The 15,662-nt window shown below is 33.5% G+C and carries 13 protein-coding genes and 1 tRNA gene; 11 read left to right on the top strand and 3 right to left on the bottom strand.

What is annotated here, in order from left to right; genetic code table 11:
- Positions 1-131 precede the first annotated feature (131 nt).
- Positions 132-1,148, top strand: coding sequence for a substrate-binding domain-containing protein (locus ABWU52_RS05315; RefSeq protein ID WP_135352867.1), 1,017 nt, complete (start codon positions 132-134; stop codon positions 1,146-1,148).
- A gap of 102 nt (positions 1,149-1,250) precedes the next feature.
- Here ABWU52_RS05315 and ABWU52_RS05310 read toward each other — a convergent pair whose 3' ends face one another.
- Positions 1,251-2,219 (bottom strand): hypothetical protein, encoded by a 969-nt coding sequence (locus tag ABWU52_RS05310; RefSeq protein ID WP_353276486.1) that lies wholly within the window; start codon positions 2,217-2,219, stop codon positions 1,251-1,253.
- Positions 2,220-2,343: 124 nt separating this feature from the next.
- Between ABWU52_RS05310 and ABWU52_RS05305 the strand changes: the two genes are divergently transcribed.
- Both ABWU52_RS05305 and dcd read left to right on the top strand, forming a co-directional pair.
- Positions 2,344-3,801, top strand: coding sequence for a TrkH family potassium uptake protein (locus ABWU52_RS05305; protein WP_353276485.1), 1,458 nt, complete (start codon positions 2,344-2,346; stop codon positions 3,799-3,801).
- Positions 3,802-3,872: 71 nt separating this feature from the next.
- Complete coding sequence (gene dcd / locus ABWU52_RS05300) at positions 3,873-4,430, top strand: dCTP deaminase (RefSeq protein WP_006012513.1); 558 nt, start codon at positions 3,873-3,875, stop codon at positions 4,428-4,430.
- A gap of 5 nt (positions 4,431-4,435) precedes the next feature.
- On the opposite strand, the gene ABWU52_RS05295 is transcribed toward dcd, so the two are convergent.
- Both ABWU52_RS05295 and ABWU52_RS05285 read right to left on the bottom strand, forming a co-directional pair.
- A complete protein-coding gene (locus tag ABWU52_RS05295; protein ID WP_353276484.1) occupies positions 4,436-5,449 on the bottom strand; it encodes a hypothetical protein in 1,014 nt (337 codons plus the stop codon).
- Positions 5,450-5,826: 377 nt separating this feature from the next.
- Positions 5,827-7,062, bottom strand: coding sequence for a metallophosphoesterase family protein (locus ABWU52_RS05285; protein ID WP_353276483.1), 1,236 nt, complete (start codon positions 7,060-7,062; stop codon positions 5,827-5,829).
- A gap of 190 nt (positions 7,063-7,252) precedes the next feature.
- On the opposite strand from ABWU52_RS05285, the gene ABWU52_RS05280 reads away from it, so the two are divergent.
- The 8 genes from ABWU52_RS05280 to ABWU52_RS05245 all read left to right on the top strand — a co-directional run bounded on the left by ABWU52_RS05280 (position 7,253) and on the right by ABWU52_RS05245 (position 15,515).
- A tRNA-Leu gene (locus tag ABWU52_RS05280) sits at positions 7,253-7,340 on the top strand.
- A 20-nt stretch (positions 7,341-7,360) separates the two neighbouring features.
- On the top strand, positions 7,361-8,446 hold the full coding sequence (locus ABWU52_RS05275; protein WP_353276482.1) for a GTP cyclohydrolase II: 1,086 nt from the start codon (positions 7,361-7,363) through the stop codon (positions 8,444-8,446).
- Between the two features lie 72 nt (positions 8,447-8,518).
- Complete coding sequence (locus ABWU52_RS05270) at positions 8,519-9,199, top strand: virB8 family protein (protein ID WP_353276481.1); 681 nt, start codon at positions 8,519-8,521, stop codon at positions 9,197-9,199.
- On the top strand, positions 9,186-9,977 hold the full coding sequence (gene virB9, locus ABWU52_RS05265) for a P-type conjugative transfer protein VirB9 (protein WP_353277741.1): 792 nt from the start codon (positions 9,186-9,188) through the stop codon (positions 9,975-9,977). Before ABWU52_RS05270 ends, virB9 begins: the two co-directional genes overlap by 14 nt.
- Positions 9,978-9,993: 16 nt before the next feature.
- The gene (locus ABWU52_RS05260; protein ID WP_353276480.1) at positions 9,994-11,505 is read left to right on the top strand and encodes a TrbI/VirB10 family protein; all 1,512 of its coding nucleotides are present in this window, start codon (positions 9,994-9,996) and stop codon (positions 11,503-11,505) included.
- A 1-nt stretch (position 11,506) separates the two neighbouring features.
- Positions 11,507-12,499 carry a P-type DNA transfer ATPase VirB11 gene (virB11, locus tag ABWU52_RS05255; protein WP_353276479.1) on the top strand — a complete coding sequence of 331 codons (993 nt, stop codon included), beginning with the start codon at positions 11,507-11,509 and terminating at the stop codon, positions 12,497-12,499.
- Between the two features lie 30 nt (positions 12,500-12,529).
- Positions 12,530-14,530 carry a type IV secretory system conjugative DNA transfer family protein gene (locus tag ABWU52_RS05250; protein ID WP_353276478.1) on the top strand — a complete coding sequence of 667 codons (2,001 nt, stop codon included), beginning with the start codon at positions 12,530-12,532 and terminating at the stop codon, positions 14,528-14,530.
- A 100-nt stretch (positions 14,531-14,630) separates the two neighbouring features.
- Complete coding sequence (locus ABWU52_RS05245; RefSeq protein ID WP_353276477.1) at positions 14,631-15,515, top strand: P44/Msp2 family outer membrane protein; 885 nt, start codon at positions 14,631-14,633, stop codon at positions 15,513-15,515.
- The last annotated feature ends 147 nt before the right edge of the window (positions 15,516-15,662 follow it).

Genomic DNA, 15,662 nt, shown 5'->3' with positions numbered 1-15,662 from the left:
TATGAATGCTGTGATTCAGATCTCATCATTACGCACACATTTGATCGTTATACCTTTTGAAATCTAGAAAAAAAGCTTTTCAGTTTGATTTTTTATTACGATAATTAAGTTTACACTCTTGAGCGAAAACGATGCTGAAACGCCTTTTCCTTATCTTTGCATTTGTATTACTCATCCCACTGTCAAATGTTGATGCCAGAAGATATATCAGAATTGTTGGATCTTCAACTGTTTTTCCTTTTATCTCATTTATATCTGAAGAATTCAGCCGTATATTTTCCTTTAAAACTCCAGTTGTAGAATCGATAGGAAGTGGATCAGGGTTCAAAATGTTTTGTTCAGGAATAGGGGAAGGCACACCAGATATCACTACTTCATCTCGCCCTATGAAGGAAGTAGAGAGAGAATTATGTAAAAGAAATAAAGTGAATGAAGTAATAGAGATCATAATTGGCTATGATGGAATTGTTATTGCAAATTCAAATCAAAGCCATAGATTTGATTTTACAAAAAATGACCTGTTTGAAACTTTATCTTCATATTCTGAAGACAATGATAGATTAGTAAAGAATAACAAGAAATTTTGGTCTGATGTAAATCAAGCTCTACCAAAAACAGAAATTAAAATCTATGGCCCACATCAAAATACAGGTACACATGAAACTTTGATTAATTTTATTATGCTTGATCAATATTCATGTATGAACTCAAGGATTTTCAAAGAGAATTATCAAGACCAAGAAAAAAGAAAGAAAGCATGTAGTAATATCAGAGATGATGGAAGATATATAGAAGTTGGAATTAATGAAAACATAATAATACAAAAATTGAAGAGCAATAAAAATGCTTTAGGAATATTTAGCTTCAGCTTTTTAGCGAAAAACCAAGATGAGATTCAAGGAAGCACAATCGCAGGAATTGAGCCAACTTATAAAAATATATCATCGGGGGAGTATATGTTAGCAAGGCCTTTATATCTTTATATAAAGAAAGAACACTTAGATACTGTTGATGGATTAAGGGAATTCATTAGAGAAGTTGTAGACTCTATTAGTACTGAAGGTGGATATTTATCTAGGCTTGGCTTAATTCCACTTTCAAGCGAAAATATGAAAAAAGTCTTGGAAAAGGTTCGTGATATAATATGATGACTTTGATATTTTTTTATTCTGGATACTAGGTTAAAAATAGAACGTTTAAATTTCTTGTTTTTATTGTTATCATACTTAGATTTCCTAAGAACTTATTTACTACAAAATACAACAAGTTCTATTTATTTGAGAAAGTTGTGCGTCTTGTAGAACAGATTTTGTTGTAGGTTTCTCTGTAGCTATTTCAAGGTTTTCTTCTGTGCTTTTTTGTTCTGTGTAATCTTTAACTTCTTGAATGAAATCTTCAAGCCACTTTTCACTACCTATCTTGGCATGTCGTTGTTGCTCACCTTTAAGAAGTTTTATTACAGCTGCATCTTGATTTTCAGGCACTCTTTGATATTTAAGCCACAAGTCACGAATATCAGGAGGAGCTTTTTTCAAATGAGCTTCAAAGGTTGCTTTTGTGTCTTTTGTACTTTCTTCTTGTTGATCTTGATGGAATTTAAACCAGAAATTGCGAATATCAGGAGAAGCTTTATCCCAAAGAAGTTTAGTAATTTCTTTTATATTTCTCAGATCTTCTTGTTTCAATCTTTTACCATCACCTATATATCGTTTATTAAGACCAACTTGCAGAGGATAAAGTAAAAGGGTAGTTTTGCTCTGTGAATGTATAGGTCTATTTAAAATCATTGCTAAATTTGTATCACAATCTTCTAATACTGCTTTAACTTTTTTAACATCTAAATAATCTATTGCTTGACGTAATTTGTGGTGAAGATCACTTGTTCTCTTTAAGTTTTTCACTTTTTGCATATGCGAATCATCATTTTCTTCCTCTTCTTGCATAGCTATATCATACGAAATACTCTCAATTTTTTGCTCCATTTTCTGTATACATTGATTAATTTCCTTTTGATTTTTTTTGAATATAATCAACTGTGAAATGGTACAAGGATTAGGTAGATCGTCTTTAAACTCTTTTTGTATATTACTAGGTAATTCGCTTTTCAAAACTTCTTGTATATCGCTATCGTAATTATTTTTTATATTCTCAAAGTTGCCTTGTATAGCTTCACTAATTAATGAATCTCGAATGTTTTTTTGTCTTTCAGTTAATAACATACCTTACCTCTACCTCTTATGACAAATTTAGCGCTATAATTATACGTATTTATACTCAAGTCAAGAGAAAAAATTAGCAAAGCGGTTGAAGTTTTAATAACATATAGCTTTCAAAGTACTGTCTATGGAAAGTCTGCAAGTTTTACGTTCAATTGCGTTTATTGTGGGAATTTTTCTATTGTTGTTTGGCGTAGCAATGCTTATTCCTGCTATTACTAATAATTATCTAGGTTACGAATGGAAAAATTTTCTGGTTGGATTTATAGTTACCTGCATATTTAGTGCGATTTTTATTCTACTGGGTAAACTAAGTAGGTTACATGGAATGCCGGCAATTTTTGCGATTACCAGTTGTACCTGGATTGCATTATCTCTATTTGCAGCTATTCCATTTTATCTTGATAGTTTAAGCTACATTGATGCACTGTTTGAAGCAGTATCTGGGATTACAACCACAGGAGCAACTGTTCTAAGTTACATCGAGCAACAATCTCCGGGGATACTACTGTGGAGAGCAATGCTGCACGGTATAGGTGGTTTTGGAGTAATTACAGTAGGAATTGCAATTTTTCCCATATTTAAGGTTTTGAGCTTAAATAATTTACTCTATTCTGAGTACTCAGATGCTCTTAAAAGAAAGTTACCACATACGCGAAGCGTAGTAATACATATTGCAGAAATATATTACTGCCTAATTTTATTGTGCATATTTTCCTACTATCTAGCTGGCATGCCATTATTCGACGCAGTATGTCACGGAATGTCCGCTGTATCAACTGGTGGATTTGCTAACTATAACGATTCTATAGGCTACTACAATAACCCTATATTGGAGGTCATAACAATTATCTTTATGATTTTAGGCTCTTTACCTTTTCTGAGCTATTTAAAAATTATAAGACGATTAGACGTTTGTTATGATGAACAGGTCTCTTACTTTATTAAGATAGTTGTTATCTCATCTTTGCTTGCTTGTTTTTGGTTATATAAAAATTTTGACTTAGGAGTATTTTTATCATTTAGGTACAGCACATTCACCATTACCTCCTTTATCACATCAACTGGCTATGTAATGTGCAACTACTTGAATTGGAGCTTTATTTCAGTCTTAGCTTTCTTTTTAGCCTTTATTGGTGGATGTGGTGGTTCTGCTAGTGGTGGAATCAAAATCTTCCGTTTAGTCATTTTTCTAAAGTCTATAAGGAATTACTTTAGCTCTTTATTAAATCCAAGTGAAAGCGATAGAGTAAAACTCAATGGTAAAATACTGGAAAATGATGAAGTTCAATCCGTCTTTACGTTTTTTGCGATTTACATGTTAACGTTCACTATATCATCAATAGTGATGTCTTACTTGAGCAATGCGGACTTTATAATTAGCATCAGCTCTGTTTCTGCAATGCTTACAAATTCTGGCCCAGGGTTTAGTAACCTAATAGGTCCTTCAGGTAATTATTCCTCCTTTAGTGGTGGAGTAAAGCTATTTCTATCGTTTTTGATGCTGCTTGGCAGGCTTGAAATATTGCCAATTTATTTTTGTATAGGTAGTTTATACTGGAAACTTTGCCATTCCAGAGTGTAACGCTAATTCAGGTTTACATTTAAATTCTATTACATATTATTATAAGTATTACAAAACTTTAAAGGACAATTATGGCAGTTATGCCAGATAAATGGATAAGGGAAAAGGCTGAAAACTCTAGAATGATAGAGCCTTTTGTGAATCATAAAAGCAGTAAGGGTGTTGTATCTTTCGGATTATCATCTTATGGCTATGATGCAAGAGTTAGTAATAAGTTTAAGATTTTTACTAATGTTAATTCAGCTATTGTAGACCCCAAGAATTTTTCTGAGAATAGTTTCATAGATAAGGAAACAGATGTATGTATAATCCCACCAAATAGTTTTGTACTTGCCAGCACGGTGGAATATTTTCGTATACCAAGGAATGTACTGGTAATTTGTGTTGGTAAATCAACTTATGCAAGATGTGGTATTATAGTAAACGTCACACCTTTAGAGCCTGGATGGGAAGGTCACGTCACACTTGAATTCTCTAACACTACTCCACTTCCTGCAAAAATTTACGCTAATGAAGGAGCATGCCAATTTGTGTTTTTAAGCGGCGAAAGTGAGTGTGAGAAGTCATATGATGATATGAAAGGAAAATATATGAATCAACATGGTATCACTTTGCCGTTAGTTAAGTGATTACTTTAGATAAAGCTAGATATTGATTCTTTGTATTGAAGATTAGCAAAATTTTCTTTTATTAGTTCATCACATTTTTTATCACCTAAAACTGCACGTGCAGAGTGATTTTTAAATGATTCTATAAAGCTAATAAAGAAATTTGTAGAAGGATTACTTAAAGCTTTTGCAACTTCTTTTTTTTCTTCATCATTGGCAAGCTGATTAAATAATTCTTCACCTTTTTTTTGTAGCTCATTTTGGAATTCTTGTTTTACAGTAGCCTTATCCGCTCTTTGCAAGAAGGAAAACTCTTCAAAAGTGTACAAGGAAGAGACAATACTGTTAAAGGTACCAGTAAAATATGCACTGCCAACAAGTACTCCGTATTCTGTTTGCGATTCTACTAAATGTTTAACCAGTTGATATTTTCTCTGTGATATGCGGGTATTAATATCTATATTATTATCAGTACTTTTTTTATTTTTATCCTTACAAGCTTTCCAAACCAAACTTAAAACTTGCTTCAATCTTAATCCACTTCCACTATGTGAATCAGGGTCATTTTTTATACGCTTTAGGCACTCAAGTGCATGTTTTTGCTCATCTGCTGTGAGTTGATCTTTATCTACAGCTTTTTGTGTGCCATTTGCTATGCACTCCAACTGATCAATAAATCCTTCTATTTCCTCTATAAACTTATCATCAACATCAGGCTCGCCATAGTTTTCTTTTAGCTTTTGAACGTTAATATTAATTGCATCATTTACATTAGTATCATGCGTTGTTTGTGGGATACGCGCTGCCTCCATAAATGCTTCAGTTCTTTGATCTAACCATTCTGGTAATTTGCCTCCTGCAAGAACATATAGCTTACTCAATGCTTGAGCGACTAGAATTAATGCTAGAACAAGAACAATAGATGCTATGAGTAATACTACAGCTAAACCAATGACTAGCCACCTCACAGGGGCTAGTAAAATATCTCTTAATTTTGACGTTCTTTGTATGTTACCTGGTGTATTTACTATTACTGGCATAATTAATTTTAAATAGTCTCACTATCGTCAATATATTATATTTCTCTTATTTTGTCAACTCACATTTCTACTTCTGTACTTTTTCATTCTTTCTTCTAATTACTATAGATGCATTTCTTTATTAATTGATATCCTCTCAAGCAGCTAAAACTGATTGCATTCGCCTAGTTACAAAAAAATGTCTGTATCGCAGTAGCCTTCAAAAATCATGGGCACCATAATTTTTCCCTTATTCAAAGCTGCAATCATACTAATACGCTGACTTTTGTGTTATCAATTCCAGATTAGTCGATATATACAAGAATTTCAGTGGTTTTTGTTGCTATGAGTTTTTTAAGCTCAGCACGTTTTTTCTGCGTCCTTAAATAGTCCTAATTTTAATTTGTTTTAAGTTTAAAGTCTTTCGTTAGGTTTGCAGAATACATTTCCTTATTATCTTGGTTATAGAAAGTAAATTTGTGATCGTCTAAACCTAATATTGCAAAGCCAAAGCCGAAAAAGTTTCTAACTTCGTGTGCTAAGTAATCTCTACTATTTGGATAGTTAAATTCTACGTTTTGATAAACAGGTTCTTGATCTTGAGCGTGTAATAATGCACCGCCGTTTCCAACTATAATCTGATCTGGAACATTATCCATTAATAAAATCTGGGCTATATGAATGTGGCCAGAAACTATGGTAGTAACATTGCTTGGAAATTTATCTCCAAAAGCTTCAATTTGTGTAAGATTACCATGGCTTTTTAATGTCAAAAATTCTTTTTTTGGAGATCTCCAAAGTGGTTTATGAGTCAAAAACCACGTGGGCTTATCTTGTATCAATTTATCAAACTGCCTCTCAAAAGCATCAACTGTGCTTTGGGTTGTAAAAATTTCCTCACCGGATGAAGAGTCGAAGATAAAAAACTTCATCGGCCCAGCATCTAAGAACCAACTGGAAATAAGATCTTCACATTTTTGAGGGAAAAAGGGGTATGAATCTAAATATCTGAACCATCCTTCATAAGCTCTATTACAACTCTCATGATTTCCACGAACAAAAAGAAAAGGAGATTGTGTTAAAATATCTTTTGCAGGCTCAAACCAATCAGCGTACCAAGCTTCTTTGCTATATCCATAAATATCGCCGCACTTTTTTGTGTTTCTACATTTTGTTTGTCTATAATGATAATCACCAACATGGATAATTAAATCTGGTTTATGAAAAGCGATTGAATCTAAATTTTTTTTCAAAGGCCAGTTATCTACAGAATTACATTCTTGCTGAAATAACATATTTATTCTACATCCTGTATCGCCAATGAAGGCAATTTTGCTGATCTTTTCCGCTAATACGGGAACTTTTATATTGTCAATACTAATGTTTTGAGCATTTGTTTCTACTATCAGTTCACAAACTGTTTCGGTATTGTTAATTGAGCTGCGACTTAGCATTTCTACTGCCTTATTATCGACGTAAGCAATGGGACACATGTTATTGTCTATAATCGCACGTATGCTTAATTTATTTTCTGGAATGATTTGAGACCATGTGTACAATATTTGTGCATGAGTGGGGTAAAAGCTAATTGTAAGAGATAGAATTAAAAAAATGAAGATATTAGCTATTTTCATTTGTATAAAGACCTAAATTAAGAATTAGTAGTAAGATTATCTTAAATGATTAAAGTTTGTAACCATAAAATTCATAGTTAAATTATACAGGCATTTCCTAAATTATCCTAGTATCAGATTGACACTTTAGATGAAAAATCCTAAAATGATTAAGTAATTTAAAGTAATTATATAGAAACTAGAATAAAGTGCGGTCGTGGTGGAATTGGTAGACACGCAGCGTTGAGGTCGCTGTGGCTCACAAAGCCTTGGAAGTTCAAGTCTTCTCGACCGCACCAAGTTGTTTGGTGTAGGTGAAATGTTTATAGGAAATCAAAGTAGAAATAAAGTAGAAAGGGCCATCAGTGAAGTCAGGCGTGGTCTTCCAATTTTAATATATGATGATGAAAATAACTATCTATTGCTTGCTGCTGCTGAAACTTTAGAAAAAAATTTATTTAGTCAATATAAGCTTATATCAGGTAATGTGTATGTTACTTTGACTGCAAGTAAGGTAAAATACATATGTCAGAGTAAAGAACATAGTAGCAAACGTCTGTTGATAAGCAATTTTGATGAACTGCTCTATTTAATAAACTGTTCAAAGGAAGATTGGATAAAAGAGTTGCAATGCTCAAAGACAATAGATGCGTATGCTGTTGCCTTGCTTAAGTTCTCAGAATTATTGCCATACGCGTTAGTGGCTGATATGACTTTTGAGAATAAACATGAAATGCGAAATTGGTGTGAAGAAAATGACATTATTGCACTAAATACGTTACTTGTGAATGATTTTCAACAAAATCATAGTGTGTATGAAGTGTGCAAAACATCATTATTTTTAAAACAGACTCAAGAAGTAGATATCATATCTTATAGAACCAAAAGTGGCGGAAGAGAACATTATGCAATTATCATTGGCAATCCAGATAAAGATAATGAGCCATTAGTGAGAATTCATTCTTCATGCTATACAGGAGACTTATTAGACAGCTTATCATGTGATTGCAGAAGCCAGTTACATCAAGCGATTCAAATAATGACCGACTTTGGGAATGGCATTATATTATACTTGATGCAAGATGGGAGAGGCATTGGTTTAACTAATAAGTTAAGAGCATACAGTATGCAAAGAAAATATAATCTTGATACTGTTGATGCAAATAGAGTATTGGGTTTTGAAGATGATGAAAGGAGCTTTGCTGTTGCAGCTAAAATACTTAAGAAATTGAACATTAACAAAATACAATTACTTACAAACAATGGTAGAAAGTTATCAGAGTTGAAAAATAACGGTATAGAAGTTACAAAGTGTATACCACTTATTATGGAACGCAATGAATATAATGATTCATATATGGAAACAAAATTTGGCAAGTTAGGCCATGGATTAAGGGTTTATTAGCTTTTTTGTTATAACTACTTTGTTAGCTTGCTATGTTAATTAATATAAGTTAAGATTTTTAAGAATATTGAGATGCTGAAATTTTTAAAACAAGGAAAAAGTAATGAGTCATTGGATAAGGATATAAATTGGAATTCAAGTCGCTATAGCACAGTTGTTGCTCAGAGAAATACTTTACTTTTATTTACATTAATATTACTAGTTGCAATTTCTATAAGCATATTAGCTATATTTAAAATTAGCACAAGTAGCACTATTGAGCCATTCGTTATAGAAATTGACAAAAAGTCAGGAATAGTGCAATTGGTTGATCCTGTTACAGTAAAACAATATTCTGCAAATGAAACGCTGAACGATTATTTTATTTCAGAGTATATAAAAGCAAGGGAGGTTTTTGACCCGTATAATTATAATTATAATTATTATACAAAAGTAAGGTTGTTTTCTTCGCCTAGTGTATATAGTGAATTTAGCAATTATATAAAATCGCAGAATATGAATGACCTTTTTAATTTATATTCAGATGCTAAAGGTGAATTGAAAATTCGTTCAATTCAAAAATTAGGTAATGATGCTCTTCAAGTGAGATTTTCTATAGAATTTACACGAAAAGATGGAAATTCCTCAAGGAAAAATAAGATAGTTGTGATGTCGTATAAATATGCATCGCTTGAAATGAATGATCAGCAAAGATATATTAACCCGTTAGGGTTTCAAGTTATTTCATATAGAGTAGATGATGAATATGTATAGGATATTGTTAGTTTTAGCTTTACTAATAAGTTGCAACTTAAATGCATCTATTAATAATAAACCTATTTCTGTAGATAGTAGAATAAAGACTTTTGTATATAGCCCTAATGAGGTGTTTACAGTAATTTTTAGTCAAGGTTACTATTCTTATATTGAGTTTGCAGAAGGGGAAAAAGTCAAAAATATTGCTGTTGGTGATGCATCAAGTTGGAAAATTAATCCTTATGATAATAAACTGCTTGTCATGCCATTTGAAGTCAGTAGTCGCACTAACATGATTATTACGACAACTAAAAAGAGAAATTACATTTTTGATCTAATTTCAAGACCAAATTACGATAAATACCCAGATACTGATGCTAAAAAAGTGGATCATGACTATTCCGTTGAAAAGGATATATCTTACGTAATACGTTTTTATTATCCTCAAGAAGAAGATGAATTTGATGTTGATTTAGATGAGGTTTCTTTACCTACTCAAATGCAATACATTACAGAAAAGCCAGAAAAAATAATACAAGAAAATAATACGAGGTACAACTATACATATATTGATGAAGGTGGTAACGTAGATATAGTTCCAATTGAGTTATTCGATGATGGTTATTTAACCTATTTAAAGTTTAGAAATAGTAATAAAATTCCTCAGATTTTTATAGAAGGCGAATCCTGTAAAAGGCTGTTATTTGATGATTATGTTGTAATAAAAGGAGTACATAAAAAGCTATTAATGCGTTATGAAGGTAGTGAAGTTGAAGTTATAAATAGGTCACTTTAGTTGTGGTACATATAATATGAGTAAAGAAAGGCATAATAGTGTAGAAGATGAATCAGAGATAGAAAGCAAGGTAGTAACAGTTGGCTCTAATCAAGGTTATAAGGCATTGATGATAGTTATGGTAGCGCTCTTAGTTGGTGGAGTGTACTATCTTTATTTTAGTCCTTCTAATAAAGAGGGTCCAGAGATTGTTAAAAAAGAGGAAACAAAGCAAAACATTCAAGAATTGAAAGGAAAGTTAGAACAAGTTCCAGATAATGCAATAGTTTCCGAAAGAGTAGTAACTGATCTCTTGCCACCCTTACCTCCTCTTCCTATTCCACAAATCATACCAGAAGTAAAACAAATCAAAAAAGAGGAAGTGACAAAAAAAGAAGAGCAACTAAAAGAAATTCCCTTGTCAAATATACCTGTTTTACCAAAGCAAAATTTTCCTTCTGGTAATGTTATTAGCAATTTGCCTACTTCATTTCCTACAATAGGGGGTGGCGGTTATCCTAGAGACAGACGTAGTGCACAAATGTTAGCAATTTCAGGTAGTAGTGGGGAAGGTAAAGCTACAGATGCTGTTTTATCCAATACCTCAGCACAATCGAGCAAAGCTACCAAAGTAGGAAAGCTTGGTTTAATGATTATTCAAGGTAAAGTTATTGACGCTATTCTTGAAACTGCAATAAGTTCTGACTTACAAGGAATGCTCCGTGCTGTTGTTAGTAGAGACGTTTATGCAGAAACTGGTGATACAATTTTAATACCAAAAGGCTCAAGGTTAATAGGTGGTTATTCATTCGACTCAAATGTTGCAAAAGCCCGCGTGAACATAAATTGGAATAGGATCATTCTTCCTCATGGTATAGATGTTGCTATTTCATCATCTGGTACCGATGAGCTTGGAAGGGCAGGGATAGCTGGAATAGTTGATAATAAAATAGCAAGTGCATTATTCTCTTCAGTGGCACTTGCTGGTGTTTCGATTGGTTCAGCTGTTGTAGGACAAAAAGCCTCTAATCTTATCGATGCGCTAACTGCCATGGATGCAGTGAAGTCTATTACTGCAACTGAAATAGATATTTCTTCTCTCAAAGGGGCTATTGTTGAGAGATTGGAGAATTCTATAAAAACTGAAGTTGGGAAGGTAGGAGACGAAAAATGGAAATTGGGTATTAGGGCTATTGAAAAAATTCGAAATGCTAAAAGTGATCAGGATTTGCTGAGAATAATAAAGGAAGAAATAGTAAGTGTGATAAAAAGTTCTGGAGCTAGTGGAGTTGATGCAATTACTAGTGACAATATCGGTATAACTTTAGACGATGTACGTCAACTGTTGAGGCAAACTCAGAAAAGAAGCAAATCTGTTTATGATGAAGCAATAGGGAAGTCAATCAATGATTTTTCCAAAGACATGCGAGATATAGTTGATAGGAGTGTAGATAAAAAACCAACTATTTATGTTAATCAAGGAACTGCATTGAAAGTATTTGTTAACCAAGATATAGTATTTCCTCCACAGTCAATATTAAATAACTGAAATGAGCTATGCTGCACTTGATACATACTTGGAGCCATTACAAGGTATATTTCAAGAAGAAGGTGTAAATGAGATATCAATAAATAAGCCGAAGGAAGTATGGATTGAAAATCGCGGTGAAATAAGATGCGAAAAGTTAGAAATATTTGATCTTAATCATTTAAAATCTCTTAGCAGGTTGATTGCTCAAGCTACAGAACAAAAACTGAGCGAAGAGACACCGCTGCTTTCAGCTACATTACCAAATGGTTATCGTATACAGATAGTGTTTCCTCCAGCATGTGAGCCTGATAAAGTAGTCATTTCAATTCGTAAACCTTCTTCTATGCAATTGGCATTGGATGATTATGAAAAAATGGGGGCTTTTTCTGAAACTGTTATAGGAGTGACCGATAATCCAGTAGATCGTCACCTAGATTTGCTACTGAAACAAAAAAAAATAAAAGAGTTTTTAGAATATGCTGTAATAAATAAGAAAAATATCATAATTAGTGGTGGAACTTCCACTGGTAAAACCACTTTTACTAATGCTACTTTGCGTGCTATTCCATCTGAAGAAAGAATTATTACTGTTGAAGATGCAAGAGAGATAGTTTTGAATGATCATCCGAATAGAGTACATCTTATTGCTTCTAAAGGAGGGCAGGGCAGAGCAAAAGTAACCACTCAAGATTTGATAGAAGCGTGCTTACGTTTAAGACCAGACAGAATAATAGTTGGTGAGCTCCGTGGAGCGGAAGCTTTTAGTTTTCTCAGGGCAATAAACACTGGCCACCCAGGGTCAATATCAACTCTTCATGCGGATAGTCCGGCAATGGCTCTTGAGCAAATAAAATTGATGGTGATGCAGGCAAATCTTGGTATTCCCCCAGACCAGATTATACCATACATTAGAAATGTAATTGACATTGTTATTCAACTCAAAAGGACGAGTGGTGGAAAAAGAAGCATTTCTGAAATATTATTTACTAGATCTTCAAATGAAAATGCTTAAATTTATACGTAAGTTAAGAAAAAGTAGTTTATGAGTAATGGAAATCACCTACGCAATATTCTCATAGGAGGTGTAGTATCTTTTAGCATACTTGAATTTTGCTTTTATTTGTCTGGTATATTATTCTACCTGTTTGTTGACGGTCCAGATGGTGTAGATTTTAGAGCAATTAATCCTAGCTTGACACCTTTTCCTCAAGCTCTCTGGCCGACAATTTTTGATCATATACAATATTGTTGGCATCATCCAGAGCTATATAGCTTTGAGCTCAAAATTAAATTAGTTGTATCTTCTGTACTGCCTCAAATTGTTTTGATGATTATTTTGTGGAATGTGAGAGAAAGACTAATTGAGTGGCGGCCATTTAAAAAGAAAGAATCACTTCATGGAGATTCACAGTGGGCATCAGAGAAAGACATACGAAAAGCGGGATTAAGAAGCAAAAAAGGTCTATTGCTTGGTAAAGATAAGAGAGGATATTTTATTGCTGATGGGTTTCAGCATGCATTGCTCTTTGCACCTACAGGCTCTGGTAAAGGTGTTGGTTTTGTAATTCCTAATTTGTTATTTTGGAATGATTCGGTAATTGTGCATGATATAAAATTAGAAAACTATGAAATAACAAGTGGTTGGCGAGAGCGACAAGGACAAAAAGTATATGTATGGAACCCAGCGCAGCCAGATGGGGTAAGCCATTGTTATAATCCACTGGAATGGATTAGTGAAAAACCTGGACAGATGGTTGACGATGTGCAAAAAATAGCTAACCTAATCATGCCTGAACAAGATTTTTGGCAAAACGAAGCAAGAAGCTTATTTGTTGGGGTGGTACTATATTTACTTGCTGCACCAGAGAAAGTTAAATCTTTTGGTGAGGTTGTGCGTACGATGCGTAGCGATGACGTAGTTTACAATCTTGCTGTAGTTTTGGATACAATGGGTAAAATAATACATCCGGTAGCGTATATGAACATTGCAGCTTTTTTGCAAAAGGCTGACAAAGAAAGATCAGGTGTTGTGTCAACTATGAACTCGTCGCTTGAATTGTGGGCAAACCCATTGATCGATACTGCAACTGCATCAAGTGATTTTAATATTTTGGATTTTAAAAAGAAGAAAACTACAGTTTATGTTGGTTTAACTCCTGATAACTTAACTAGGCTCAGGCCTTTAATGCAGGTTTTTTACCAACAGGCAACTGAGTTTTTATGTAGAAAATTGCCATCGGATGACGAGCCTTACGGCGTATTATTTTTAATGGATGAGTTTCCAACACTTGGAAAAATGGAGCAATTTCAAACGGGCATCGCATATTTTCGTGGCTATCGAGTAAGGTTATTTTTAATCGTTCAAGATACTGAACAGCTTAAAGGAATATATGAAGAAGCAGGAATGAACTCCTTTTTATCAAACTCAACCTATAGAATAACTTTTGCAGCCAATAATATTGAAACGGCTAATTTGATATCTCAGCTTATAGGAAACAAAACTGTACAACAAGAATCATTAAACAAACCTAAATTTTTAGACTTGAATCCTGCATCAAGATCATTGCATATCTCTGAAACACAGAGAGCATTGCTCTTACCTCAAGAAATTATTATGCTGCCACGTGATGATCAAATAATTTTGATAGAATCGACTTATCCAATTAAGTCAAAGAAAATTTTGTACTATAGTGATAGCACATTCACAAGGAGGCTGATTAAACCAACACGTGTGCCTACACAAGAGCCATATGATCCAAACAAGGTCTTTTCTGCTGCTAACAAAGATAAGATTAGTAATGAAGAAGAGAGTAATGCTATTGAAGCTGCTGATTATCCTGTTGAAGCTAAAACTGAAGATGCAGTATACGATGAGCCAGAGATTGAAGATGGATTTGAAGACGAGGATATTGATGATAAATTTGAAGGTGGTGATGGGTTTGATGATGAGGAAGACGATGATGGGTTTGATGATGAAGACAGTAAGGATGAATTTGACGATGAGGACAAACTAGACGGCAATAAAATCGAGGATAGAGGTTAATTTTACCTATTTTTTAGCTTAGAAAATAATTAGTTTTTTCATATTAAATCATTTTTAATTAATTAGTACTAGATTAGCTATTTTAACTAGAGGAATAGTCATGATGAGTAAAAAAACATTAGCAGTTACGGCACTTGCTTTATTGTTGTCACAACAATCTTTTGCAAGTGAAACAGAAGGATTTTACTTTGGTGGTGGATATTACGGTCAATATTTGAACTTGGGTAAGTTGAAAGCAAAAATTGGAGGCAAAGATGCTACAGATGATAACCGTGTATCTATAAATGACATAGACGCTCAGAGAACAGAAGGTCAGTTAATAAGTAAGTATAAAGGAGATTATAACCCACCTTTTGCTGCAAATGTAACGTTTGGTTACACAGGAGAACTAGGCAATAATAGCTATAGAGCTGAATTGGAAGGGATGTACTCTTCTGTAAAAGTAGATAATGTTGGTTTATCAAGTAATCAAGTAACTGTTTCGTATCTAAAAGACGTTGGTGAGAGTGCTAATAAAAAAACTTATATGTATAAAACTGTAATTAATTATGACCAAGTAGAAAACGCATCTGTAATGGCAAATGTTTATCATTATTGGAAAAGTGATAGTTTCTCTTTTTCTCCTTACGTTGGTATTGGAGTTGGTGGAACAAGAATGACAATGTTTGAAAAATCGTCAATAAGACCTGCAGGTCAATTGAAAGCTGGCTTTGATTATCGTATAAACGAAGATGTAAATATGCACATCGGATATAGAGGTTTTGGTGTTCTTGGTAGTAATGTTGATTTTGAAGCAGAGGTGTTAGGAGAAATGAAAGAAAAGCAACAGGCAAACCCAGATGGAAAAAAGATATTAGAATTGAAGAAAGGTCAAAAACCATCGGACCAGAAGTTACACAAAGAAAGTATCAGTATAGGCAATCAAGTGTTTCACACACACGGTATAGAAGCTGGTCTTACTTTTCATTTTGCCAGCAAAGCTTAACTCTGATAGAGACTATTTTCCTGGTAGCACGTCTGCGTCACACGACTGTAGCTGCTAACCAGGTGACAACTTTCTCGTTATCTGAATATTTTCTTTCTTGTAATTCAGGCTCTTTTTTCTCAGTTCCAGCGTGTAGGGCTGGAACAA

The sequence above is a fragment of the Wolbachia endosymbiont (group B) of Villa cingulata genome (assembly GCF_964028285.1).
GTDB lineage: Bacteria > Pseudomonadota > Alphaproteobacteria > Rickettsiales > Anaplasmataceae > Wolbachia.
Note: the sequence above shows the minus strand (reverse complement) of the source record. Positions and strands in the feature narration are given on the sequence as shown.